Source organism: Parabacteroides sp. AF39-10AC, from assembly GCF_003635405.1.
Classification (GTDB): domain Bacteria; phylum Bacteroidota; class Bacteroidia; order Bacteroidales; family Tannerellaceae; genus Parabacteroides; species Parabacteroides distasonis.
Window position 1 is genome coordinate 53,739 of record NZ_QTLP01000003.1, and the last position, 25,034, is coordinate 78,772.

The following is a 25,034-nucleotide window of genomic DNA, read 5'->3' on the forward strand; positions in this document are numbered from 1 at the left end:
TTCATCTTATATTTAGCAAGAAAAATCGTAAGGAATCTATCTTTCCATCCTCTCCTTCTCCTTTATCAACCCATTCCGATACGCATAAAGCAGTTTCTCCAAGTCCTTGATCTGGCTTTGAAGATCCGCACCCTTATCCGTATCTTTCACCATCTGGCGATGGGAGCTTAATTCTACCACGATCGTAGTGGATTTGATATCCAAGCCTTCCTCGATCGCTTTCGCCCGGGATTCGAAGGGTTCGTGTTGCACAAGCTGGAAACCACGGGAGTGATATACTAATGTATAGCCCGCGATACCGGTTTCCAAATGATACGGACGGGAGAAACCGCCATCGATTACCAACATCTTGCCATTCGCCTTAATGGGATTCTCACCTTGATTGGAACGGACAGGGACATGTCCGTTGATGATATGCCGATGCATACCGGTCACCCCAAACTCATCCAATATCTTATCACAAATTTCCTCTTGCTCTCGTAACGTATAATAAGCGCCTTTTTCCTCCTTATGAGTCTCGGCCTCTTCGATAAAGGCACGCTCGAAAGTAGCCATCTTGCTTTTATCGAATAACGGAGAGTCCTTGCCGCCCCAAAGATACCAGATATAATCATGCGCATATTCCACTTCTTCCTGCTCCCCGGTCTTGAAATAAGCCGTACGGATCAGTTGGTCTACACGGTCCAACAAAGCACGGCCCTTATAATCCTGCCCCAAGATACGTACTGACTTAAACGTCCCATCCGGATTCATCGGGATAGAGGCATGAAACAGTAAATTGGAATTACAAACCTGATACATTCCCCCATGCCGGAAGAAACAACGCATATGCTTTTTCATCTTCTCGCTGCTCTCAAAAGAATGCAAGATCTTTCGGATCAAATCCTCCTCCTCAATAGAAAGACGATACGGATCTTTCGGGTCTAAAGTAGGCCAGTTAGTATCTTTAAGCGTATAATCCTTTCCATCGATATGAACCACTCCCCGCTTCAGATCGATATGGTGCAACAACATCCGGTCATCCATCTCAAACTCCGGACGACGGCGGATGATCTCACCCTCCAGCTTGAACTGGATGATGGTGATCGCCTTGTGCATCTGGGCGATCAAACGGGTGGTCTTCTCATCCATTGCATTATCGGCGAACTTTGTTTTCGGCATGAATAACGCACAAGGATCATCCCCGTACGCCTCCATCGCGAAAGTGGCCAACGGCAAAAGATTGATGCCATATCCATCTTCTAAGGTAGCCATATTACCAAAGCGTAAACACATACGAATCACGTTGGCGATACTTACCAAATTACCGGAAGCGGCTCCCATCCATAAGATATCATGATTACCCCATTGAACATCGAAATTATGGTAATCGCAAAGGATATCCATGATCAGATGAGCGCCCGGACCCCGATCGTAAATATCGCCGATGATATGTAACAGGTCGATTGTCAACCGTTGGATCAAGTTACACATAGCGATAATGAAATCGTCCGCACGTCCCGTGGAGATGATCGTACAAATAATCTGATCCACATAAGCGGATTTATTCGGCTCTACGGAAGACTCGTGCAATAACTCCTGAATAATATAGGAGAACTCCTTGGGTAAAGCCTTACGTACTTTCGAACGGGTGTATTTGGAGGACACGTTCCGGCAAACACGTACCAATTGATTCAAGGTCACTTGGTACCAATCTTCCAGATCTTGCTCTTGACTCTTGATCAGTTCCAGCTTATCCTCTGGATAATAAATCAAGGAACAAAGCTCCTTCTTCTCGGATTCCCGGAGCGTATTACTGAAAATCTCGTTCACCTTGCGCTTTACGGCACCGGAAGCGTTTCTCAGCACATGGCTAAAGGCTTGATCCTCGCCATGTAAATCACTCAAGAAGTGCTCCGTACCCTTCGGTAGGTTCAAGATCGCTTCCAGATTAATGATCTCCGTACTGGCATCCGCGATCGTCGGGAAACTCCGTGCCAACAATTGCAAATACCGTAAATCATTTTGTACAGATTCGGCTATAATATCTTTTGTCATCTTATCTCTTATTTATACGCGAATATAAATAGATCCGGTCATTTAAACCGAACCTGCTCCGGTTTATTTTTCTCGGCTACTTGCTGGATCTCATAGGGGCTGACCTCTACGGCGCCTTTCGTCAATTCCGGAATATTGTAGGAATACAACTGATAGTCATACTTATCCGGATCTTCTTGAGGCAATAAGAACGGTTTCGAAGGCTTACCGTCTTTCCCTATATAACAAATATAAGGTAAAGTATATAAACCGTTATCCCGGCGGCTACTAAATACGACCCAATCACTATTACTACTCCAAGAATGATAGCTATCCGTATCCGGGCTATTCAACGCGGACATATCCATCGCTGTCCGATTCTCCAAATCCATCATCCGGATCTCCGCATCCGGGTGCCAAATAGGGAACTGCCCATAAGCGGTTTCCGTGTACATCAGGAAACGCCCATCGGGAGAGATACGGGGAAATGTATAGCTCAAGCTATCCGCATGTACCAACGTATCGATCGGGAAGCTGATCTCGCCACGATCCGGATCGAACGCGACACGGCAGAGATTATAACGTACCTTATCATAATTCTCCGGCATCTTCTGGGCCGGGGCCGTACAGAAATAAAGCCATTTACCATCCGGAGAGAACGCGGGGAAAGTCTCGAATGCATCTTTTGTGATCAATGAGGCTTTCGAAAGGATTTCTTTGTTTTTCACGTCATACACCACCACATCGGACTCCAAGTCGAACACTTCCATCTTTTTCTCTTTCACGGAATGGAAAAACTGTTTGATATCATTTACCGATGTGGTGATATAGCGCCCGGAAGGATGCCAGAAAGGATACGTCATATTACTGATCGTCCCATTCGTTTTCGTATTCAATTTACTGATTTTCTTGTCTTGGACAATATAAGTTCCCCCATTCGCCGCACGCATATGGAACATCATCTGCCCCGGATCTCCCATACAGAACGAATGGCAGTTCATACAATTATAGCCGGTCATATCGTTACGGATAATCGGCTGTTCGTCAAACGACTCCAAATTCCGCTGATAAATACCCACAATATGCCATTTCTCGTATCCCGGCTCTATCAAACGGTATACTAAATGAGAGTCGATCGCTTGATCACTGATATAGACAGAGAATGGTGCCCATTTAGTCCACTCATCACCTATCTTCGTGGCGATCGTAACAAAAAAGGCTTTTCCACGGTTCGCACGTGTCAAGCGAATCCAATCCTTCATCTTAAAACGGATCGTATTTGTCCCATGATATTCAAACACTTCCGACTCACTACCTTCTATTTTCGCATAGCATTCATCCGCTGGTACATTTATCCGGAAATTCAACGGAGCTATATTATAAGGTATAGTCGTCCCTTTATAATCCGGAAAAATAGGAGGCGGGGACATACGTTCGTTCGTGACATTCGTAATGCCTTCCGGATGCAAGGACCAAAAGCCTAAATATACGACTATAGTGAGAACTTGTATTATTAGATATCCGATCACAAAATTTCGGACGATCTTTCTTTTCTTTGTATTATCCATGTATTATTGTCGTTTAGGAGTCGGGATAAATTGAGCGTAATAATAATAGGTATCACCAAACTGTTGCTTCAAGGCTGCCGGCGGCATAGAGCGTGCCACTTTCATGAATTGCAGGAAGCGATTCTGCACCTCCTGACTGATCGGGAAGCTCCGGAACGCCTCCGGATCTTTCTGTACGGCCGCGAAGAACAAGCAAATAGCTTCTTGATAAAGCACCGGGAATGCCTCACCCCGTTCTTTCATCAATTCCATATAATGCATAAAAGTCATCAAATCCTTATAAACCAAAAGATATCCCATCCCATATTCGAAAGCCGGACGGTTATCGGCATGATCGTCGATCAAAAAAGCCAATGCGTTCGGAAAGATCAAGGTCAGGTCCAAAGGATTATCGGTAATCGGAAGCATCGCCCGTTTTGCCGCTATCCAATCTTCTGACGCACAAGCCACGGAGTCCAATAATGGACGTTGAGCGGTTGCCCAATCCCGGTAATGCGGGTTCGATTCCAGTATCTTGATATATTTCTCCGCCGCACGATATTCGCCGGTTACCAGATAAGTCTCCACCAAACGCTTCATCAAACGAGGTTGCACGCAACGTTGTGAACTTAATACCCCCACAAAGGCGAAACGTTGGGCGGCGTTCACTTGCCCGACTTGCCAAGCCACCTCACTCGCCTCGATCAATCCCATCCGGCTTTTCGGATCGTGCGGAATAAAACCACCCTCACCGATCTGGGGGAAACGCATCAAATCGGAAGTAAAACGTCCGGTTTTCGACAAAGCCAAATTCAGATAAATCAAGGCATCCATATCCCGCACAGAATGCGCACGAGCGTGCGAGACAATCTTCTGCCATTCTCCCAGCCGTGCATAGTAATCATACCGATAGGCCTGCTCCATCGGATCTTTCTTATAGAGAATCCCGGCGACCATCGCTATCAAAAGAAAAACGTAAGAAACGATTCGTTTCCAAGATTCCTTACGGATGAAAACCCGGCTCCTTACATAATAAAGAATGAAAGCGATCAAAGGATACGCAAGCATGATATATCCTAAAGAATTAGGTATCGGATATTCGGGATGGCATAGATGTTTGCTGAAAAAAGCTTCCCGCATCGGAAGAATATAAACCGTACGCATGGCGATCAACGGTAGCAAACCTCCCCAAGCGATAGCGATAATGGCTACTCCAAAACGAGCCTTATCCTCTTTAGCACAACACTCATAAACCGCGATCAATAAGGCCAACAATAAATTAGCGGGTGCCGCAAAAAAATAAGAGCCCCCCAAAAACAAGAAGCCAAAGAGATAACGAAGCCAATCAATCTTGATTGAAGTATACAAATACGCAAGAACCTGCACGAAAGCGAGCATCGTCAACAAGGCGATTGACTCCTGCGGATAGATCCAAATTAAAAAAGAGGGAAGAATAGCCGCCAACATAGAGGCACGCACCCCACAAGCTTGTAAGTAAAGGAAAAAACAACCGGAGATCAGTCCTAATAATAAAGCGATCACTACCGAAGCCCCATAAGGATGGATAAACGCAAGCGATAAGAACTCAGTCACATATTCATTCAATCCACCCGGTTCGGCCAATCGGTCTTGGAAATAACTACCGGTAGTCTGAAACATCATATACTGCTCCAGAAAACGATACCAATACCGAAAATTCAACTCTATGAATAGGAAACTACCTATAATAAAAAGGAATAGTATAATGGTATTATTGTTAACAAATAGTCTATTCTTCATTCTCCAACTGTTTTTCGGATCGTAAAGATAGAAAGTATATAGAAGACGGCAAAAGAAAAGGTTTAATTATTATATTGAACACGGAATACACGAAACACACGGACTGATACTATATACCTCAGTGTATCGCTGTGTGTTCCGTGTTCAATCCTGTACTTACATCTGCTGCTCGCCGCCGCCAGAGCCGCCGCTCTTCACATCATCGTTATTGATACCGCGTTTTACTTTCTTGATAGCATCTTTCAAGGTACCGAAACGATAGGATACGCTAACTTGTAACATGCGCATCGTTCGGTAATTGGTCTCACGGCGGAAGAACGTATCGTCTGAAGAAGTGTTTTCCATCTTCATTCGTTTCCAGAACGGGTTCTGGAAAGACAACTGAACCGAGAGCTTTTTCTTCAAGAAATCCTTATTTACGGAGATTCCCGTAAAATAGAATGGAGAACGTTTACCCTGCAACTGAATCCAAGGAGAGAAATATCCTCCATGCAAGTTCAAGCGAAAATCCATCGGGAAATTAAACTGCGTACCGGCGAATATACGTCCGCTGAAACCACTGTTCGCCATATCATTCATATCGCTCTTCAAATCCGTATAATCCACACCTCCATTCATATAAATACGGAACAAAGGAACCGGGTTCCAATTTGCGTATACGAACAAGCCCGTAGATTGTTTCTTTCCTATATTACCATAAGTAGTCTGGAAAATACCCGGGTTCTTCGGATCGATAAAGGTATATTGCTCGATCGAATTATTCACGAACGTATAAGTAGCACTCGCGTTAATGCTGAATTTCTGGGCGAACATACTATAGTTCAAGTTAATATTATTACTTTTCTCAGAGTCCAGATTCGGGTTACCGAAGGATATATTCTGCGGGTCCGCATTGTTTACATAAGGATTCAAATACCAGATACCCGGACGCTGGATACGCATATTATATCCCAAGCGAAGCTGTTGCGCCATGCTCAGTTGATAAGAGATCGTAGCGTTTGGCACCACGTCAAAATAATGGGTGTCAAAATTCATATCGGGAGCCATCTCGTATTTCACATCCAAAGAAGTTCCTTCCGCACGGACACCCGCTTTCACGCCAAACTTATCAAACTTCATCGAATAGCCCAGATAAGCGGAATAGATATGTTGGGTATGACGGAAATGGCTATCCTTGGAAGTAACATCTTCCCATATATTCAGCGAATCGTTGAAAGCGGTACGATCTGTATTACTCCGGCTCTGGCGAAATATGTATTTCGCGCCAACCTCCAAGGTCTGGTCCTTCCATGTAGGAGTCGTATAATCCACCTGTCCGGTGTGCTCATTCGTAGAAGCCTTATTGATATTATTTTGCGGATAGCCGAGCCAAGGATTGTAATTCACGACATTCTCTAATTCCGTATAATCCTTACTATCATTCGGAGAATGGCTGAAACGGTAAGAGACCGTCAGCAACTCATCTTTCTTATGGGTAGAGTGCTGGTAATCCACGTTCACGTCCGTAGAACCAAATGTCTCTGTCGTTTCCGAGTTACGGTTATAACTGTAGACCGGATTATGATTGATATCCTGCATATTCACGTTATACTCCGAGAAACTTTTCATCTCGCCACGGAATAAGTTCGCGCCAACGGTCAATAGATTCAAAGAGTCGATCTCATAACTTCCCTCCAAATAACCGAATTGGAACGGTCCACGGCTCTTTCTACGTCCATTTTGTGTCAAGAAGTGTTCCCCGTCATTTTGCAAATCTTCCCGTACGGAGTTAGCGTCATTCCATGGGTCCCGCTCCCGATTATAGTTATAGTTGGCGGTAAGTCCTAATTTTCCGGCTTTTAGAGATACATAACCACCACCGCCGACACGCCCCAACGAACTACCGTTCACACGAACCGTACCAGTATATCCTTGTAAAGCATTTTTCGTTGTAATGATATTAATAATACCACCGATACCCTCGGCGTCATACTTAGCGCCCGGGTCTGTGATCACCTCTATGTTTTTCACGGAATTGGCCGGCATACTCTTTAATACCTCAGCAGGATTATTACTCAACAGGTTAGAGGGTTTACCATTCATGTAGATCTTGAAGTTCGTGGAACCTTTCAATTGGATTTGGTCATCTCCATCCACGGTTACCATCGGCACTTTGCGCAACATATCCAACGTATTGTTGGTCTGTGCCTCGGGGTCATCTTCCAAGCTATAGGTAAGTTTATCGATCTCAGCCTTCACCAAAGGTTTCTGCGCCGTAACCGTCACTTCCCCCAGCCGCTGGTTATCCTCCTGCATATATAACTTACCCAAATCCAAGTTCCTCTGTTTATCCGAGATCGTAAATGTTTTCTCGGCAGGAGCTTTTCCTATCGATTGCATAGAGATGATGTATTTGCCGGCACTGCTTAAAGGTGTCTGAAACTTACCATCCACATCACACGCTAAAAGCTTGACCGGCTTATCGGGGGTTTTCGCTAAAGCAATTCTCAACGTCGCATAGGGTACGGACTCGTTACTCAGCGAATCTAACACCTGTCCCTTAATTGAATAGGAACCGGTTTTATCAGCCTGCGCATACAGAGGAAGCGCAAGGAACAGTACCCAAAATAAGGCAAACAATTTTTCTTTCATACGTTCATCATCTATTACATAATACTATACTTATCTCTCAACTTTTTGTACTAAATCACACTGTTTACGATTGATTCGTACAAATAAAGACATTAATATACGTTCGTAAGCATTTTTTCCTCACAAAAAGTCTGAAAAAACTTTATTTTCATACAAAGACGAGCTTTGATACCGATAAGTTGCATATTTCCTCATCTATATCCTTTATGAACCGCTCTCCAAAGCCTTTACATCATCGTTCTTTATACCACGTTTCACCTTCTTGATAGCGTCTTTCAAATTACCGAAACGATAGGAGATGCCTATACCAAATGTACGCGTCGGAGAATAGCTGATATCTTGCCTATGGAAAGTATCGTCGTAGATCGTAGCCTCCATTTTCCTGCGTTTCCAAAACATATCGTAAAAATAGAGGGATACGGACAGTTTCTTCTTCAAAAAATTCCTACTCACATAGACTGTAGCGAAATTCAACGGCGAACGCCTCCCTTGCAGCTGTATCGCCGAAGAGATAAAGCCTCCATTCAGATTCAACCGGATATCGAGTGGTAAGTTAAACTGAGCCCCGGCGAAGACACGCCCGCTAAAGCCACTGTTCGCCATGTCATTCTTTTCGCTCCTCAAATCCGTATAGCTCAAGCTTCCATTCAAGTTAACGCGGAACAGGGGGATCGGATTCCAACTACCGTAAACAAAAAGGCCGGTAGTCTGCCTCTTCCCGATATTCCCGTAAGTAGTCCGGAAAATTCCTGGATCCGCCGGATCGATAAACGTATACCGCTCGATTGAGTTATCTATAAATGTATAAGAGATACTTGTATTGAAACTGAACTTTTGGGCGAATATACTATAATTCAGGTTCACACCGTTACTCTTCTCCGAATCCAAGTTCGGGTTACCATAAGAGATGTTCTGCGGATCCGCATTGCTCACATACGGATTCAGGTACCAGATACCCGGTCGTTGGATACGCATATTATATCCCAGACGAAGCTGCTGGCTCATACTAAGCTGGTACGATACGACAGCGCTTGGCACCACGTCGAAGTAATCGTTCCCGAAATTCATATCCGGTGCCAGCTCATACCTCACTTTCAAGGAAGTCCCTTCTGCCCGCGCACCAGCTTTCACCCCGAATTTCCCAAATTTCATCGTATATCCCAGATAGGCGGAATAGATCTGTTGCGAATGATCGAAATGGCTATCTGCGGGAGTCGCCTCCTCCCACATTTGCGATGTCTGGTTGAAGGCCTTACGATCCGTATTACTCCGGCTCTGACGGTAGATATACTTTATGCCCGCCTCCAAGCTCTGATCTTTCCAAGTAGGTGTAGTATAGTCAAACTGCCCGGTATGCTCGTTCGTCGATGCCTTATTGATATTATTTTGCGGATAGCCCAACCACGGCTCGTAGTTACGAATATCCGTCAACTCCGTATAATCCTCGTTATCGTTCGGGGAACGACTGAAACGGTACGAGAGAGTGAGTAGTTCGTCTTTCTTGCGCGTGGAACGCTGATAATCCACATTCATGTCAGCTGAGCCGGACTTGCGGCTCGATTCCGAATTACGATTATAACTATAAACGGGGTTCCGGTCGGCATCCAGCATCTTCACCGCATATTCCAAGACGCTCCTCGTGGTTCCGAGGTACAGACCAATCCCTACAGTCAATAAGTTCAACGAATCGATCTCATAACTACCTTCCAGATTCCCGAAATGATAAGGGGCTCTCGATTTACTACGTCCCACCTGATTCAGATAATGTTCTTCCTTATTATTCAGATCCTCACGCATGGAAGAAGCATCGTTCCAAGGCGTATTGTCACGGTCACAGTTGTAATTGGCAGACAATCCGAACTTGCCGGCTTTCAGCGACAGGTAGCCGCTCCCGAAGATACGCCCATTGGTGATGGTGTTCAAACTTACCGATCCCGTATAACCCTGCAAGGTGTTTTTCACCATGATGATATTGATAATCCCCCCAATTCCCTCGGCATCATACTTCACACCCGGCTCCGTGATAACCTCGATGTTCTTCACCGAGCTTGCCGGCATGCTTTTCAACACTACCGACGGATTATTGCTTAACAAATTCGATGGCTTACCGTTCATGTAAACCTTAAAATTTGAAGACCCCTTCAACTCAATCTTATCCTCACCGTCCACGGTAACCATCGGGACCTTACGAAGCATTTCAAGCGTATTATTGGTCTGTGCCTCAGGATCATCCTCCAGACAGTAAATGATCCTGTCGATCTCTGCTTTCACCAAAGGTTTCTGCGCCGTGACCGTAACCTCTTCCAAACGCAGGTTATTATCCTGCATAAACAGCACGCCGAGATCCATGACTTTCCGTTCATCCGAAAGGGTGAATACCTTCTCTGCCGGAGCCTTCCCGATAGATTGCATAACGATAATATACGTTCCGATGTTATTCAGCGGAGTCTGGAACTTCCCATCTATATCACACGCCAACAGCTTGATTGGCTTCTCCGATGTACTCGCCAAAGCGATTCTCAATGTGGCATACGGTACGGATTCATTTGTCAGTGAATCCAGCACCTGGCCTTTAACCGTAAAAGAACCGGCTTTATCCATTTGCGCATACAGCGGAAGCGCAAGGAACAGTACCATAAATAAGGTTAACAACTTTTCTCCCATACATGCGTCACTTATTACAAAACACAATATATTCCACTCATAACACTGCGTTTACGATTTATTCGTACAAATAAAAACATTATAAACATTCGTTGGCTATTATTTCTCACAAAAAGTCTAAAAAAAGAAATATATCATTATTTTTGTACATCTAATTTTCTAAATAACAACATTATGAGAACTATTTTTTGTGTATTAGCCACTTTGATGTTAGGCATAGCCGGTATGCAGGCCCAGAGTTTAAAAGCCATTAAGTTGAATGCTCCCGACAAGACCCGAGGCGCTTCGGTGATGAAAGCCTTGGCAGATCGTCATTCCGAGCGTGAGTTCGCCAACAAGAAACTCAGCCAACAAGATCTTTCCGATTTGATATGGGCCGCTATCGGTATCAACCGGGAGGATGGGAAACGTACCGCCGCTTCCGCTTTGAACAAGCAAGACATAGATGTCTATGTACTTATGGAAGAGGGCGCTTATTTGTATGATCCAAAGGCCCACCAACTAAACCCGGTAGTGGAAGGTGACCATCGTCCGTTAATCGGTGGCAAGCAAACCTCCGTGAACTCTGCCCCTGTTTGCCTGTTGATGGTTTCTGATATTTCTAAGTTCGGCAACGTGGGCACACCGCAAATGCGCGAGCGCTTTGGAGCGTTAGACGCAGGATTGGTCTCTCAAAACATCGCCTTGTTCTGTTCCGGATGTGGTTTGGTTACGGTTCCCCGAGGTAGCATGGAGGCTGATGCTTTGAAAAAAGTGTTGAAGCTATCCGACTCCCAAATCCCAATGATTAATCATCCCGTGGGTTACGCTAAATAACAGGGGTATCCCCATCGCCTCACGGCAGTAGTCCCATAAGCCAACACCACTACTGCCGTAGGCTTACGCCACTACTCCTTATGGGGCATGCCAGTAGTCACATTAAAAACACACGCTCCAAGCGAAGATCAAAGCCAGCAACGCAAAGATCACCACCAAAATCGTATTCCCCCAGCGAATCAGGAAAGAGGGTAAACGCTCGATAAATCCCTCTATATTAGCGATACGGGCTGCCAATAACAAGCGAGATTTATCAATCTCACCGTCATCCACGGCGATATTGCGTGCGATCGACTCTGAGAACAGATAACCGTCTTGCATCACTGCGCCACATTGGTCACGCCACCATAAAAGGCTGAAAGATCACAAATCATCTCCACCCACCCGGATATCGCCTTCTACCGGATTATAGTAGCCCAATAATAACTTGATCAAGGTTGTTTTCACCGTAAAAGAAAGTCTTGTTATAAATAGACTCTTCGATTTGAGACAGCAGAAATATCCAAAAAACATTTTTAGCGGTAGAGCCTATAAATGAGTTTCCCAGCAAAGGATACAAGGTTTGTTACGCCAACACGTTAAGCGGTATTCAAGACATATATCATATCTATTGGAGATTATCAGCTGGAACTTTCCACACATCAATTATTCTATAAACAAGAGCTGTTAAAGGTATTAAGCCCCAAAGATTTCAAGTTACTCTATCAGTTATCCGAACCATTGAATCAACCGGTAAGCAGAGAAAAGCTTTTCCAAGAAATTTGGGAAGGGAAAGAAACTCATGACAGCTTGAATAATAGTATCTCACGTTTACGTAAGTTATTGGAAAGGGATATCACGCTTTCAATAGATGCCGTAAAAGGAGTTGGCTATATATTACAAAAAAAGACCTATTCCCCTCATCGCAATTAAGGGAGGCTTATTGTAGATTTCTTTATACGTTCTTGTTCCCTATCGCATGATTCGGGAAAAACACGTATGACTTTTTTGAAAAACACGTACGACTTTTCCCGGAAACACATACGTGTTTTGAAAGAAAGATAGCAATGTTTTAAACATACTAATTCTCAACACATTATACACCTATGTCATTCGCTTGCTTATTGTCTGGAATTTGTCTTGGAATACAACGCATCCTTACTTGCCCTGTATTTACATCCACGTAGAGACGCAGCACGCTACGTCACTACAATTAGAGGACATAATGCGGTGAAAATCGAGCAGAAAAAGTCTTTCGCAAATCATACCATTTGCCGCATAAAGAGTTTTCATTATCTTCGCGGAAAATTAATAGAAATGTTATCGTTCTTTATCATACTTCCAATCCTGTATCTTGCAGGGAATATTTATATTTATCTAAAGGGAAAACAGGCTTTGAAAAGCCAGTCTACCGGAGTTAAAGTATTGTTATCCATTGTTTTTTGGGGAGGAGTTTTGTCATTCTTCAGTAGTTTTCTATTCAGGAACCTAGATATGCCGGCTTCTTTCGCTCAAACAGTTTCTCAAGTAGGAACAGGATGGCTCGTGTTCACTTTATACATGGTATTGGCCCTGTTGGTATTTGATATCTTACGACTTTTCCACCTACGTTTCAAATACTCATTCTATTTATCCTTATTCTTAACACTCAGCTTATTAGGATATGGAAACTATAATTACCAACATCCTGATACACGAGTTATCAACATGGTTATCAACAAACCGGCCGATACCGATGGACAGTCGCTGAAGGTCGTAGCCATTAGCGACATACACTTAGGATACGCTACCAACAAGACGATGCTTGCCGGATATGTGGATATGATAAACGCCCAACGCCCGGACATCGTTCTTATCGGTGGAGACATGATAGACAACAGTGTCGCACCTCTGCGATACGAGCATATGGAAGAGGAACTGTCCAAGATATACGCTCCATTAGGCGTTTATATGGTACCGGGTAACCATGAGTATATCAGTGGCATAGAGGAGAGCGAGAAATTCATAGCGCAGACGCCCATCGTACTTTTAAGGGATTCCGTGGCTATCTTGCCCAATCAGATCCAACTCATAGGACGGGACGACCGGCATAACAAAGGACGGAAAACTTTAGGTCAGCTTACCGCGAACCTTGATAAAAGCAAACCTGTTATCTTACTAGACCATCAACCCTACGATTTAGAGAAAACGGAAGAGGCTGGCGTAGACTTACAGTTTAGCGGACATACACATCGAGGACAAGTATGGCCGATGAACTGGATCGTGGATCATCTGTTCGAATTAAGTTACGGGATTAAAAAAATCGGAAATAGTACGATTTATGTCTCATCCGGCTTATCTTTGTGGGGACCGCCTTTCCGTATCGGGACGGACAGCGAAATGGTGGTGTTCAATATTACATTCAAAGAGTAAAGATGAAAGTATTTATTCAATCGATCGTAGCGCAGCTATTACTAAATCCGTATATTTTCTGGAGAGGATATCAAGCGCTTCCTCCTAAGAAAAGTTGCCGGATTCCTTTTATCTTGTTTTTCGTACTCGAACTATCGCTTTATTTTTTCGGATTTATTTTTAGGAATGAACTACCTGATAACGTGATAATCACGATCCAATACATCTGTAACACTTGGTATATAGCGTCCATTTATATCACTTTATCTCTCTTGGTACTTGAGTTGATCAGGCTCTCCCAACGTATCAAGCCATGGTTCCCCAAATGGATGAAAGGGCATTGGCAACAAACCAAGCTAACCCTGTTTTTTCTTATCGTATTCGGTGTTACCGGTTTAATGATTCACGCATACCATACGGTAATGAATCCGATTGTTAAGAACGTATATATCACGTTGCCCAAAGCCGCGGGGGATCGGGATAGCCTGACTATTGTCATGATGAGCGACTTACATATCGGAGAGGTTATCGGGAAGGACTTGGTACAAAAATATGTGGCACTCAGCAACGCACAGCATCCGGATATGGTGGTATTAGCGGGGGATATTATGGATTATGAATCCCGATTCGCGGAAAACGCCCACATCGAGGATGATTTAAAACAATTAAAAGCTCCGTTGGGCGTATATATCATTTACGGGAATCATGAATACCGGGCAAACCGGAACGCGAAATATCGTTGGTTGCAAAAGACCGGAGGTACGCTACTAATAGACTCGGTGGTCCAACCGGACTCAACTTTTTATTTGATAGGGAGGGATGATTTCATCCATAAGAAACGAAAATCGCTTCATTCGTTAATGGAAGGGGTGGATACCGGCAAACCGATTATCGTTTTGGATCATCAACCTTGGTCGTTCGCCGAGATGAATATGAATGGGGTGGATTTGGGACTGCACGGACATACGCATAACGGGCAGTTATGGCCTTATCCCCTGCTGATGAAACTTGTGTATGAATGCCCGTACGGATATTATAAGAAAGGACCTACGCAATTCTATGTATCTTCCGGCATTGGTATAGCAGGACCTCCTTATCGGGTGGGAACCGTCTCGGAATTGGTCGTATTGCATATCCGCTTCAAAGCCCCCAAACAGACTGGCGAAAGAGGGAAAAGCACGATGCCCATTCAAGGGAGCTGACAATGGGCATCGTAAGCTCGCTTGAATGGGCATTGTAAGGCCCTTTGAATGGGCATCGGCAGAAACCCGCCTATTCGGTACCCTTGGTGGCCGCTTCCAACTCAACCGGCACGCTCAATGTACGCCTGTATAAATCCGGATCGCCCAATACCTCCAACGCTTTCTCCAATACAAGATCATCTTTCAAGCTTTCTTGCAACTCTCCTCGTTGGTAATAATAACGTTTTACGATCTCGGCGGCCATTACTCGTTTCACCTCATCCTTGAAACGATCGAAATCTCTTTCCAGATTCGGAGTCAGCTTAGCCTCTAATTCCTTGAACGCAGTAGAATCCTCCTCCAGATACCCCTCGAACTCAGCCACTTCTTTCAAGTTCTTCAATACTTTCTCGCTTTGGCGGTCATACGTGAAATTCTTGGACTTGGCGTATTGCTTCAAAGCTTCGAAATCCTCATCGGAAACCGTAAATTCCTCGATGGGAGCGATTGTCTTATGCTTTTGTGCCCAATCCGTAACGAAGTCGAACAAGACCGTATCCGCCGCCAAATAATACATCATGGTAGGCACTTTCGGCTCCTTCACCTCAAACTCCGGACGTACGCCACCCCCATCACGAACCGGACGCTTCTTGGACGTATAGAATACGGAAGTCAAGCTATCCGGAATAGCCGCCACGCTACCATCCTCTTTCCGGTGCGAATAATCGATTTGCTGGATGCAACGACCACTCGGGATATAGTATTTACTCATCGTGATTTTCACTTTCCCATTATAAGGCAGGTCACGAGGAGCTTGCACCAACCCCTTACCAAACGAACGTTGTCCCACCAACACGGCACGATCCATATCCTGCAAAGATCCCGATACGATCTCAGCGGCGGAAGCCGTACCTCCATTGATCAATATAGCCAACGGCATTACCGTATCCAAAGGCTCCGTAGAGGTTCGGTACGTACGATCCCATTGCTTGATCTTTCCTTTCGTTGAAAGCACCTCGCTGCCTTTCGGTACGAACATACCTACGATTTGTACGGCACCTTCCAGCACGCCGCCGCCGTTACCGCGCAAATCCAGTACCAAAGACTTAATATTATGATTTTTCTTTAAATCCAAGAATGCCTCTTTCACCTCTTGAGCACTCTTGATAGTAAATGCCTTTAGATAAATATAACCGATACTGTCATTCTTAACCCCGTAGTAAGTAACTTGAGGTGTCGTGATCTGCTTACGGGTAATCTCGAACTTCCGGGGTTTCTTCTCGCCCGGACGTTGGATCGTCAAAACCATCTTCGTATTCGGAACACCTTTCAACAACTCGCTGACCCGGGAGTTTGTCGCCTTGGAAACATCGATCGTATCGATTGCCAAGATCAGATCGCCCGGCTTCAGACCCGCTAAATCGGCCGGCATTCCCTCGGTAGGCTCGGCAATCATCACGCCTCCCTCGTTGTTACGCTGACGGATCAAGGAACCGATACCTCCGTATTCGCCGGTCGTCATCAGACTCAATTCCTCCGTTTTTTGCTCAGGATAGTATTCCGTATAAGGATCTAAACCAGCCAACATTGCCTCGATTCCCCGCTGAACGGTTTTATCCACATCCACTGAATCCACGTAGAACATCTCTACTTCTTTCAATAAAGAATTGAAAATGTCTAGGTTCTTACTCACCTCAAAGCGGTTATCTTTTTGCGCCCATCCCGGCACTACGCTACTTGCGACGAACAGCAAGCAAAATAAACCTATAATTCCTCTTCGTTGAACCAATCTGTACATACAATATTTAGTTAATTAACGGCATAAATGTAAGGAATAATACGCCGCCTAAGCCAATATCCCTTTTACTTTTAACTTTATTTGTTCCCATTTATTATACGGAATCTCCGGGCCAACCACGTCGATCACATAGCCCGCCAACATCGATCCGATGCGTGCGGATTGTACCAAAGACGCTCCTATGGATTGACCGTACAAGAATCCGGCGGCGAAGTTATCACCGGCGCCTGTCGTATCAACAGGTTTGCCCCCCTCAGCCGGGACAGAATAAAATTGACCATGACTACCGATCAAGGCACCTTCCTTTCCCAATGTAACCAATGAGACCTCTACCAACTCAGACAAGGTATGTACGGCCTCAGCAGCCTTCTGCCCGGTAAAAGCCTCAGCCTCACTCTCATTAGAGAACAAAATATCCACATATTTAGGAATGATATCCTCCAGCATTCCTTTAAAAGCATTCACGATATTGAAGTTCGACAAATCCAGCGCTACTTTCAAGCCCAACTTTTTAGCCTTCTCCATCGTAGAACGAACCAACGGCTCGTTTACGAGCAAGTAACCTTCTATATAAATACATTGATATTTACTTAGCATCTCCTCGGTGATCTCATCCGGGGTTATTGTCGGGGCCGGGCCAAGGAAAGTCCCCATCGTACGTTCCCCATCCGGAGAAATCATCACCGTACAGCTACCTGTAAGTCCATCCGTCTTGATAAAATAGGAAGTGACACCCGCTTTTTCCAACGCATCCTCATAAAATCCGCCGATCGAATCATCCCCGATCTTACCGATAAAACCGGAATTCGCCCCTAAAGAAGACATCGAACGCATCGTGTTGCAGACAGATCCTCCCGGGGTTTGCGTACGTGGCAAGCCGGCTAAAGTTGTACGGATAGCGATCATTTGTTCCCTGTTAATCATATCCATAGCTCCTTTCTGTATCCCGATTTCCGATAGGACATCATCATTTTCAAGCCTCAATAAAACGTCAACCAAAGCGTTTCCTAAACCTATTGTATTCATTTTTTCGTAATTTTTTTCGCAAAGATATTGCATATTTCGAAAATACCCCGTACTTTTGCAGTGCAATTTCAGAAAGGGGTTACGGAATAACCTTTGAAAGAGCGAAAAATTCTTCCTTAGCTCAGTTGGTTAGAGCATCTGACTGTTAATCAGAGGGTCCTTGGTTCAAGTCCAAGAGGAAGAGCGAAAAGACATCGGGAAAGACTGAAAAACATTCTTCTTTAGCTCAGTTGGTTAGAGCATCTGACTGTTAATCAGAGGGTCCTTGGTTCAAGTCCAAGAAGAAGAGCGAAAAGAGTTTTCATATAGAGATTAAAAAGTTAAAAACTGATTCTTCCTTAGCTCAGTTGGTTAGAGCATCTGACTGTTAATCAGAGGGTCCTTGGTTCAAGTCCAAGAGGAAGAGCAAAAAGAGAGATACCTATTAATAGGTATCTCTTTTTTCTTTTGTTCTTTTTCCGTTATTCACAGGGTTTTCAACAGGGTTATTAACAACCCTGTAATCCTCCTACCCTCTCCAAGCGATTAAAAATAAGTTCTTTAATTCTTCCGCAAGGACTCCACGACGCATATTGGGAAGATGAACGTTATCCCGCAAATCAGCGGGCATGTCTTTAATAAGTACATCCGACTCCTGCGAAGCCTTATAAATAAACTCCGTATCAAATAAAAAGCGATTCACCTGAGTTGAGGCCAAGAACGATTTTCCCCGCTGGTTAAAACCTTTCAAACCTCCTTGAGCATCCGTATGCGTTAATCCTAGAAGCGTAAAATTCAATATACGGGAAGCATAACTCATAATCTTTCTTCGAGTACTTAAATGGGTATAATAAGTATGATTCCGCACGGCGATAACAACATCATATCCCGATTCCAACCATTCTACCATCCGGCAGATAGAATCCGTCTCATACGGAAAATCATAATCCGTATATAAAGTAATGGATGAAGTGGAATGAGACAAGCCAGCCCTAACAGCGGCTCCTTTTCCCTTATTCGTATCATAACTTACGATCATCGTATCAGGGAGAGCCTCCAGAAGACGTCCCACCGCATCCTTCGTAAATCCTCTCTTCGAAGCGTCATTCACGACGATAAAACGAAGTGAGCGACCTTTAAGCATCTTTACCAATTCCGCATGTTTCTCGATCATCAAACGTTCCCAGCCTTCTTGTGGGTTATAACAAGGCAAGATAAGGTCGATCGCCTCCTCTTTACCCGGGAGAGTCTTCGGCCGATGAAGCGGCTCTGAAAAATCCAATGTCAATTGCTCCCATACGATCTTAAACCAGATCAACACACAAGGTAGTGCTTTCAACGCATAAGGAATAACATACGTTTTCCGGATATAACAGGGAAATATATCTGTAGGGGAAAGGGATGTAAGAATAAAACAGAAAACGAATAGTACCGTATTCAAGACAGGAGTCGTCTTACGGGTAGGCGTACCTATATACCAAAGGCAGACGGCTATCATGGCTCCCAAATATCCGCTATTCTCTGTTCCGGAGCTAAAAAGAACCATGAACAAAAGAGTAGAGCAAAGAAAATGCATGCGGAACCGCCGGTTATCATATTGATTTATCCTAAAATAAGGAGCAATAAATAAAAGTAGCCCGGGGATAACCAACCAGAGATCACTATACGTATTGACTCCCAAAATCTTACGAACCATCCCCAACAAAGAGATATTTGTATAAGGAGTAAATAAATTCTCTACATTCTTATCGAGAAGTACCTCATACCATTTCACGTATTGACTTGCCACATATTGAGGAGACGTATATAACATCGGAAGAACATACAAGACTATGCCCCAGAAAATAAGTCCTTTCAAAAAGGCGATCCGGCGTTTTGAGAATAGCAGGAAAGCAAGACCGACAATGCCATAAATCTTAGTCATCGTACCCAAGACAATCATTAGCGCCGCCCAAAACTCCTGTTTCCGCTCAATAAAAATAAACGAGAATAAAATCATGCCGGCTATGGCTATGTTAAATTGCTGCATAAGAACACACGTAAATAACTCATTCAAGCATACCCAAATGACAAACGCCTGTTTCCAATCCGCCAATCCGAGTTTACGGATAGCCATATAAAGCAGCAAGCTATTCGCGAGACACCATAGCAACATCCCGATATAAGGAGAGAAGAGGGAGAAAGGCGCTATTATAGCCGTAAAAGGGATCCCGTATAAAAACCGGTCGTGGTATTCATTCGGATAATATATATAAAGGTCTTTCAACTCTAACGCATGGAAAAAGGAAGCCCTATAAATCATAAAGTTATTATAAGTCCTTCCCACAGGTAATTTCAATAAGCAAGCGACAAGGGCCGTCGCAAACCAAACAAATCCGACAAACCTCGGATTCTTAAATATCGGGCATCTAAAAAATACTCTCAACATATCCTTTTTTATTCGTTACAACTCCACTTTCAAATAAAACTTCTGACAGCCTATATGTTCAAAAGACTCGCCAACGCATAAAAACCCCTATCTAAAACAGTAGAAAAAACGTAAAAAGCATTTTTTTAAGTATTATCTTCGCGACATGGGAAAGAATAAATTAGCTAAGTTTGACGATATGGCGGGCTATCCGCACGTATTCCAATACCCTTTCGCCGCCCTACAAGAAAAAGGGTTTGATATGAAAGGACAGTGGCATGAACGTTTTTTCAAGAACGACCATCCTATTGTTTTGGAATTGGGATGTGGAAAAGGGGAATATACCGTAGGTTTGGGAAAGCTTTTCCCAAATAAGAATTTTATTGGTGTCGATATCAAGGGAGCACGTATGTGGACCGGAGCGAAAGAATCGCTGGAAGCCGGGATGAATAACGTGGCTTTCCTACGTACCAGTATCGAATTGATTTCCTATTTCTTTGCTCCGGGCGAAGTAGCCGAGATCTGGATCACATTTCCGGACCCTCAAATGAAAAAGGTCAATAAGCGTCTGACCGGAACCCGTTTCATGAAAATGTATCGGGAAATCCTTTCCGGAGATGGTATTATCCATTTAAAAACGGATAGTAACTTTATGTATACCTATACGTGCGAGATGGTAAAAGCGAACCATTATCCCGTATTGTTCAGTACAGACGACCTATATCATTCCAATCTGGCGGATGAGATCTTATCCATCAAGACCTATTACGAGCAACAATGGCTGGATCGTGGATTAAACATCAAATACATCAAGTTTGTTTGTGAGGAAAGGGAACGATTGGTGGAACCTGACGTAGAAATAGAGTTAGATCCTTATCGTAGCTTTAATCGCAGTAAACGAAGCACTTTGGCTTCCGGTAAATAAAAGAATGACTTAAAAAAATCAACAGATATGACAATCTATCCGAATCTGATTATTGAGGCGTTGAAGAACGTTCGTTACCCGGGTACCGGAAAGGACATCGTTTCCATGGGCCTCGTAGAAGACAACATTCGTATCGATGGTATGAATGTCACCTTCTCGTTATTATTCGAGAAACCGAATGATCCGTTTATCCGCTCCGTAGTAAAAGCTGCGGAGACAGCTATCTTAACCTATGTAAGCCCGGAGGTGAATATCAAGGGAAACATCACGGTAAAAGCCCGTCAGTTAGCTCGCCCGGAACCGGATAAATTATTACCGCAAGTAAAAAATATTATCGCCGTATCTTCCGGTAAAGGAGGAGTTGGTAAAAGTACCGTTGCCGCTAATCTAGCTGTCGCATTGGCCTTACAAGGATATAAGGTAGGATTGCTGGATGCCGATATATTCGGGCCGTCCCAACCCAAGATGTTCAACCTAGAAGAGGCTCGCCCTTATATGGAAGAGGTAGAGGGCAGGGAACTGATCAAGCCGGCCGAAAATTATGGTGTCAAGATGTTATCCATCGGCTTCTTCGTAAATAAAAACGACGCAGTCCTATGGCGTGGAGCAATGGCTAGCAACGCATTGAAGCAATTGATCGGCGACGCCAACTGGGGTGAGCTTGATTATTTCTTAATCGATTTACCTCCCGGAACGAGTGATATCCATTTGACAATGGTACAGACACTAGCGATAACCGGAGCCGTGGTGGTAAGTACGCCGCAAGAGGTTGCTTTAGCGGACGCTCGTAAGGGTATCAGCATGTTCACTGGAGATAAGGTTAATGTCCCTGTTTTAGGATTGATCGAGAATATGGCTTGGTTTACCCCAGCGGAATTACCGGAAAACAAATATTATATATTCGGAAAGGAAGGTTGTAAACGCCTAGCTGAGGAACTGAACGTGCCGTTACTGGGACAGATTCCTATCGTACAAAGTATCTGCGAAGGAGGAGATCAAGGTAAGCCGGTAGCGTTGAACCCGGACTCGATCACAGGAAAGGCATTCCAAGAATTGGCCGAGAATGTAGTCAAGCAAATAGACTATCGCAACGAGCATCTGGCTCCGACAGAGCGAGTGATTGTAACCAAGAAATAAAGATGATTTATACGTATATACGTGTGGTCTCGCACGTATATACGTATCGTCCTACACGTACGCTCGCATTGGCCTACGCCTATATACGTATCAGCCTATGCGAACGTACGTATAAATTCAGCCCACAATATACTTGGCTTTCTTACCGCAAATCTTCCTGATACCCAATACGATCAACCAAGATACGGCGAATGCTACCACAGAAGCGGCAGGAATCTGTAAACCCAAAGGGATATTCAAGGCTCTCGCCAACAGCACGCTGGGTCCCGTAAAGAAATAATGTACCATATAGATACCGAAACCGCATATGGTTAAGTTCGCCAACATTCGCTTAATCGTATCCGACTTAACATTTACCTTCTTCGCCAGCAAGAAGATAGGAATCGTCATCATCACCACATTGGGAGAACAATAATAGAAGAATAACTCTAACTGTTCCTCCGTGTAAGCAGGCAAAGCGGTCGTATAGCGGAAACCGAAGAAAGTAATGGCATAGCCTACGACAAACATAGGAATGCCTATCCCAACGATCTTTCCTGACGACCAATCATGATTCCGCAGATAATGCCCCAATAGCAAGTAACCGTTAAACCCGGCGAAATAATAAAGCATACTGAATTCATTCCATGAGCATCCACCCCAAATGTAAGGAGATACGAATTCCCGATAATAAGGAATAAACAAAGTCACTCCCCAACCTGCCAGAAACCATAATTTCGCCTTATCCGAAACTTTCTCGACCCAAGCGGAGAAGATCGGCAAATAAAGATATAAACCTATCAGTAAATAGATATACCACATATGTACATCCAACAATGAGAAATTGAACGGTATCTGGGCGATATAGCCTAAAGACACACTCAACGATTGACGAGTCACCTCTTCTCCCGAATAAGGGAAGAAATCAAGAATAAGTTCCGGCCTCAAACCAAGCAGTCCCGTAAACCAAGGAAATAAATTATAAATAACAGACCAAATCAAGAAAGGCCAGAATACACGCAATATCCTTTTCTTATAGAAAATAGAAGTCTCTTCCCGGACCGGTAGCAACAAGGCTCCCGTAATCATAACGAACAGAGGTACACAAGGACGAAGAAAAGCCCCATAGGCAGCTCCCCAAAACTTAATATCCCCAATAATCGGAGAATCTCCGGGATAGAAATTAAACGGGTCTGTACAATGACAGCAAACAACAGTAAACATCGCGATCAGGCGAACAACGTCCAACCATACGACATGAGTTTTCACGGTAGAGATTTGCTTTTGTTCCATATAAATAACTGTTTCATTCGTAATAGTTGGCGAATATACAAAAAAAGGAATAGTCATACATCGTATCCACGGCTATATAGCTCCGGCTCTCGCTCTTCACCCGACAGAACGGGTGATCGCAACCAAGAATCAAGAAAAGATAACATAAATTGCACCGCAAGTAGTGCAATTCTTTACGAAAAATGCACTATTCACAGTGCAAATTAGTATATTTGCGAAAACATTATAATATATGGATAAGTTACAAACAAGTTTCGATGCGATGTTACGTACTACACCTACCTCATTCCATCGATATATGTTCGACCGCATTAATTGGAACAACCGGCTATTGGGCTTAGTAGGTCCGCGTGGCGTTGGGAAAACTACTTTGATGTTGCAATATGCCAAAGAAAAACTGAACAGAAATACGACCTTGTTCGTCAACGCTGATGATTTGTACTTTTCCAGCCACCACTTAGTGGATTTAGCTGATGACTTCGTCAAGCGAGGAGGGACCCATCTTCTTATAGACGAAATCCATAAATACAAGGACTGGGCCCGCGAGCTAAAACTGATGTATGACTATCACGCAGATCTAAAGATATTCTTCACAGGTTCCTCCATCCTTGATATCAACAAGGGATCGGCAGACCTGAGCCGACGGGCTATCGTCTATTCTATGCAAGGGCTTTCATTTCGCGAATATCTTAATATGTTTCACAACATAGAGATCCAGACCCATACACTAGCCGATATCGTAGAGCACCGCATAGAACTCCCCGAGAAATTCCGTCCTTATGCCTATTTCCAATCCTATCTAGAGAAAGGGTATTATCCGTTCTCGAAAGAAGACCAATTTCATATACGCTTACAACAAGTAATAAACACGACGTTGGAAGTTGATATACCGCAGTATTCAGAAATGAGCATATCAACAGCACGAAAACTAAAGCAATTGCTCACCATCATTGCCCAAAGCGTACCATTCAAACCGAATATGAGTAGCATAGCGATTATGCTAGGAGTGAGTCGCAACAATTTATCCGATTACTTTCTTTATCTCGAGGAATCCGGATTAATCTCCCAACTACGCGATGGAGTCGGTGGCATCAGAGGGCTAGGCAAAGTAGATAAAGTTTATCTGGATAATCCTACTCTTATGTACAATTTGGGGAAGGAAATATCCAACATCGGGAACATCAGAGAAACATTCTTCTTGAATCAAACACGTGTGGAGCAAGAAGTCATCACCTCCCCTATATCGGATTTTCAAATAGCCGACTATACTTTCGAAGTTGGAGGGAAAAATAAAAAGCAAAAGCAACTGCAAGGAATAGAGAACGGCTTCGTTGTAAAGGACAATATCGAACAAGGATACATGAATGTAATCCCTTTGTGGCAGTTCGGGCTCAATTATTAAATCCGCTCATTTAGTTTCATTCGTAATAGTTGGCGAATATACAAAAAGAACACGGAGCACACAGGATACACGGCATCGCACAGA

At 44.0% G+C, this 25,034-nt stretch carries 16 protein-coding genes, 3 tRNA genes and 1 pseudogene; 10 read left to right on the forward strand and 10 right to left on the reverse strand.

The window, feature by feature from the left end; all coding sequences use genetic code 11:
- Positions 1-36 precede the first annotated feature (36 nt).
- From DW033_RS03610 to DW033_RS03630, 5 genes are all read right to left on the reverse strand, one after another.
- Positions 37-2,037, reverse strand: a complete 2,001-nt coding sequence (locus DW033_RS03610; protein WP_005859099.1) for a fructose-1,6-bisphosphatase — start codon at positions 2,035-2,037, stop codon at positions 37-39.
- A 38-nt stretch (positions 2,038-2,075) separates the two neighbouring features.
- Entirely contained in the window at positions 2,076-3,584 is a 1,509-nt protein-coding gene (locus DW033_RS03615; RefSeq protein ID WP_034531564.1) for a PD40 domain-containing protein, read from the reverse strand.
- Positions 3,585-3,587: 3 nt separating this feature from the next.
- A complete protein-coding gene (locus DW033_RS03620) occupies positions 3,588-5,342 on the reverse strand; it encodes a DUF6057 family protein (RefSeq protein WP_122382457.1) in 1,755 nt (584 codons plus the stop codon).
- 156 nt (positions 5,343-5,498) lie between these two features.
- Entirely contained in the window at positions 5,499-7,973 is a 2,475-nt protein-coding gene (locus tag DW033_RS03625; protein WP_122144024.1) for an outer membrane beta-barrel family protein, read from the reverse strand.
- 204 nt (positions 7,974-8,177) lie between these two features.
- Positions 8,178-10,637 (reverse strand): outer membrane beta-barrel family protein, encoded by a 2,460-nt coding sequence (locus DW033_RS03630; RefSeq protein ID WP_048928123.1) that lies wholly within the window; start codon positions 10,635-10,637, stop codon positions 8,178-8,180.
- A 174-nt stretch (positions 10,638-10,811) separates the two neighbouring features.
- Here DW033_RS03630 and DW033_RS03635 point away from each other — a divergent pair, with 174 nt between their 5' ends.
- Entirely contained in the window at positions 10,812-11,453 is a 642-nt protein-coding gene (locus tag DW033_RS03635; RefSeq protein WP_009016962.1) for a SagB/ThcOx family dehydrogenase, read from the forward strand.
- A 189-nt stretch (positions 11,454-11,642) separates the two neighbouring features.
- Here the strand turns inward: DW033_RS03635 and DW033_RS03640 are convergent.
- A pseudogene (locus tag DW033_RS03640) lies at positions 11,643-11,903 on the reverse strand (ATP-binding cassette domain-containing protein); the annotation flags it as partial.
- Between the two features lie 213 nt (positions 11,904-12,116).
- Here DW033_RS03640 and DW033_RS24835 point away from each other — a divergent pair.
- The 3 genes from DW033_RS24835 to DW033_RS03655 all read left to right on the forward strand — a co-directional run bounded on the left by DW033_RS24835 (position 12,117) and on the right by DW033_RS03655 (position 15,025).
- On the forward strand, positions 12,117-12,365 hold the full coding sequence (locus DW033_RS24835) for a transcriptional regulator (RefSeq protein WP_369974666.1): 249 nt from the start codon (positions 12,117-12,119) through the stop codon (positions 12,363-12,365).
- A 384-nt stretch (positions 12,366-12,749) separates the two neighbouring features.
- A complete protein-coding gene (locus DW033_RS03650) occupies positions 12,750-13,844 on the forward strand; it encodes a metallophosphoesterase (protein ID WP_048928122.1) in 1,095 nt (364 codons plus the stop codon).
- Positions 13,845-13,846: 2 nt separating this feature from the next.
- Positions 13,847-15,025, forward strand: a complete 1,179-nt coding sequence (locus DW033_RS03655; protein WP_005859131.1) for a metallophosphoesterase — start codon at positions 13,847-13,849, stop codon at positions 15,023-15,025.
- Positions 15,026-15,095: 70 nt separating this feature from the next.
- Here the strand turns inward: DW033_RS03655 and DW033_RS03660 are convergent, their stop codons facing one another.
- Both DW033_RS03660 and DW033_RS03665 read right to left on the reverse strand, forming a co-directional pair.
- Positions 15,096-16,802 (reverse strand): S41 family peptidase, encoded by a 1,707-nt coding sequence (locus DW033_RS03660; RefSeq protein WP_044546013.1) that lies wholly within the window; start codon positions 16,800-16,802, stop codon positions 15,096-15,098.
- 48 nt (positions 16,803-16,850) lie between these two features.
- Positions 16,851-17,828: an adenosine kinase gene (locus DW033_RS03665; protein ID WP_044546014.1), complete on the reverse strand. Its 978-nt coding sequence runs from the start codon at positions 17,826-17,828 to the stop codon at positions 16,851-16,853.
- Positions 17,829-17,938: 110 nt separating this feature from the next.
- Between DW033_RS03665 and DW033_RS03670 the strand changes: the two genes are divergently transcribed.
- The 3 genes from DW033_RS03670 (at position 17,939) to DW033_RS03680 (ending at position 18,234) form a co-directional block, all read left to right on the forward strand.
- Positions 17,939-18,012: transfer RNA gene (locus DW033_RS03670), tRNA-Asn, on the forward strand.
- A gap of 31 nt (positions 18,013-18,043) precedes the next feature.
- A tRNA-Asn gene (locus DW033_RS03675) sits at positions 18,044-18,117 on the forward strand.
- Between the two features lie 43 nt (positions 18,118-18,160).
- Positions 18,161-18,234 (forward strand) — tRNA-Asn (locus tag DW033_RS03680).
- A gap of 102 nt (positions 18,235-18,336) precedes the next feature.
- On the opposite strand, the gene DW033_RS03685 is transcribed toward DW033_RS03680, so the two are convergent.
- The gene (locus DW033_RS03685; protein ID WP_048928723.1) at positions 18,337-20,235 is read right to left on the reverse strand and encodes a glycosyltransferase 87 family protein; all 1,899 of its coding nucleotides are present in this window, start codon (positions 20,233-20,235) and stop codon (positions 18,337-18,339) included.
- A 145-nt stretch (positions 20,236-20,380) separates the two neighbouring features.
- Here DW033_RS03685 and trmB point away from each other — a divergent pair, with 145 nt between their 5' ends.
- Both trmB and DW033_RS03695 read left to right on the forward strand, forming a co-directional pair.
- The gene (trmB, locus tag DW033_RS03690) at positions 20,381-21,139 is read left to right on the forward strand and encodes a tRNA (guanosine(46)-N7)-methyltransferase TrmB (protein ID WP_122382458.1); all 759 of its coding nucleotides are present in this window, start codon (positions 20,381-20,383) and stop codon (positions 21,137-21,139) included.
- Positions 21,140-21,166: 27 nt separating this feature from the next.
- Positions 21,167-22,276, forward strand: a complete 1,110-nt coding sequence (locus DW033_RS03695; RefSeq protein ID WP_005859141.1) for an Mrp/NBP35 family ATP-binding protein — start codon at positions 21,167-21,169, stop codon at positions 22,274-22,276.
- Between the two features lie 117 nt (positions 22,277-22,393).
- Here DW033_RS03695 and DW033_RS03700 read toward each other — a convergent pair whose 3' ends face one another.
- Complete coding sequence (locus DW033_RS03700) at positions 22,394-23,548, reverse strand: acyltransferase (RefSeq protein ID WP_048928724.1); 1,155 nt, start codon at positions 23,546-23,548, stop codon at positions 22,394-22,396.
- Positions 23,549-23,780: 232 nt separating this feature from the next.
- Between DW033_RS03700 and DW033_RS03705 the strand changes: the two genes are divergently transcribed.
- A complete protein-coding gene (locus DW033_RS03705) occupies positions 23,781-24,950 on the forward strand; it encodes an ATP-binding protein (RefSeq protein ID WP_005867817.1) in 1,170 nt (389 codons plus the stop codon).
- Positions 24,951-25,034: the final 84 nt, after the last annotated feature.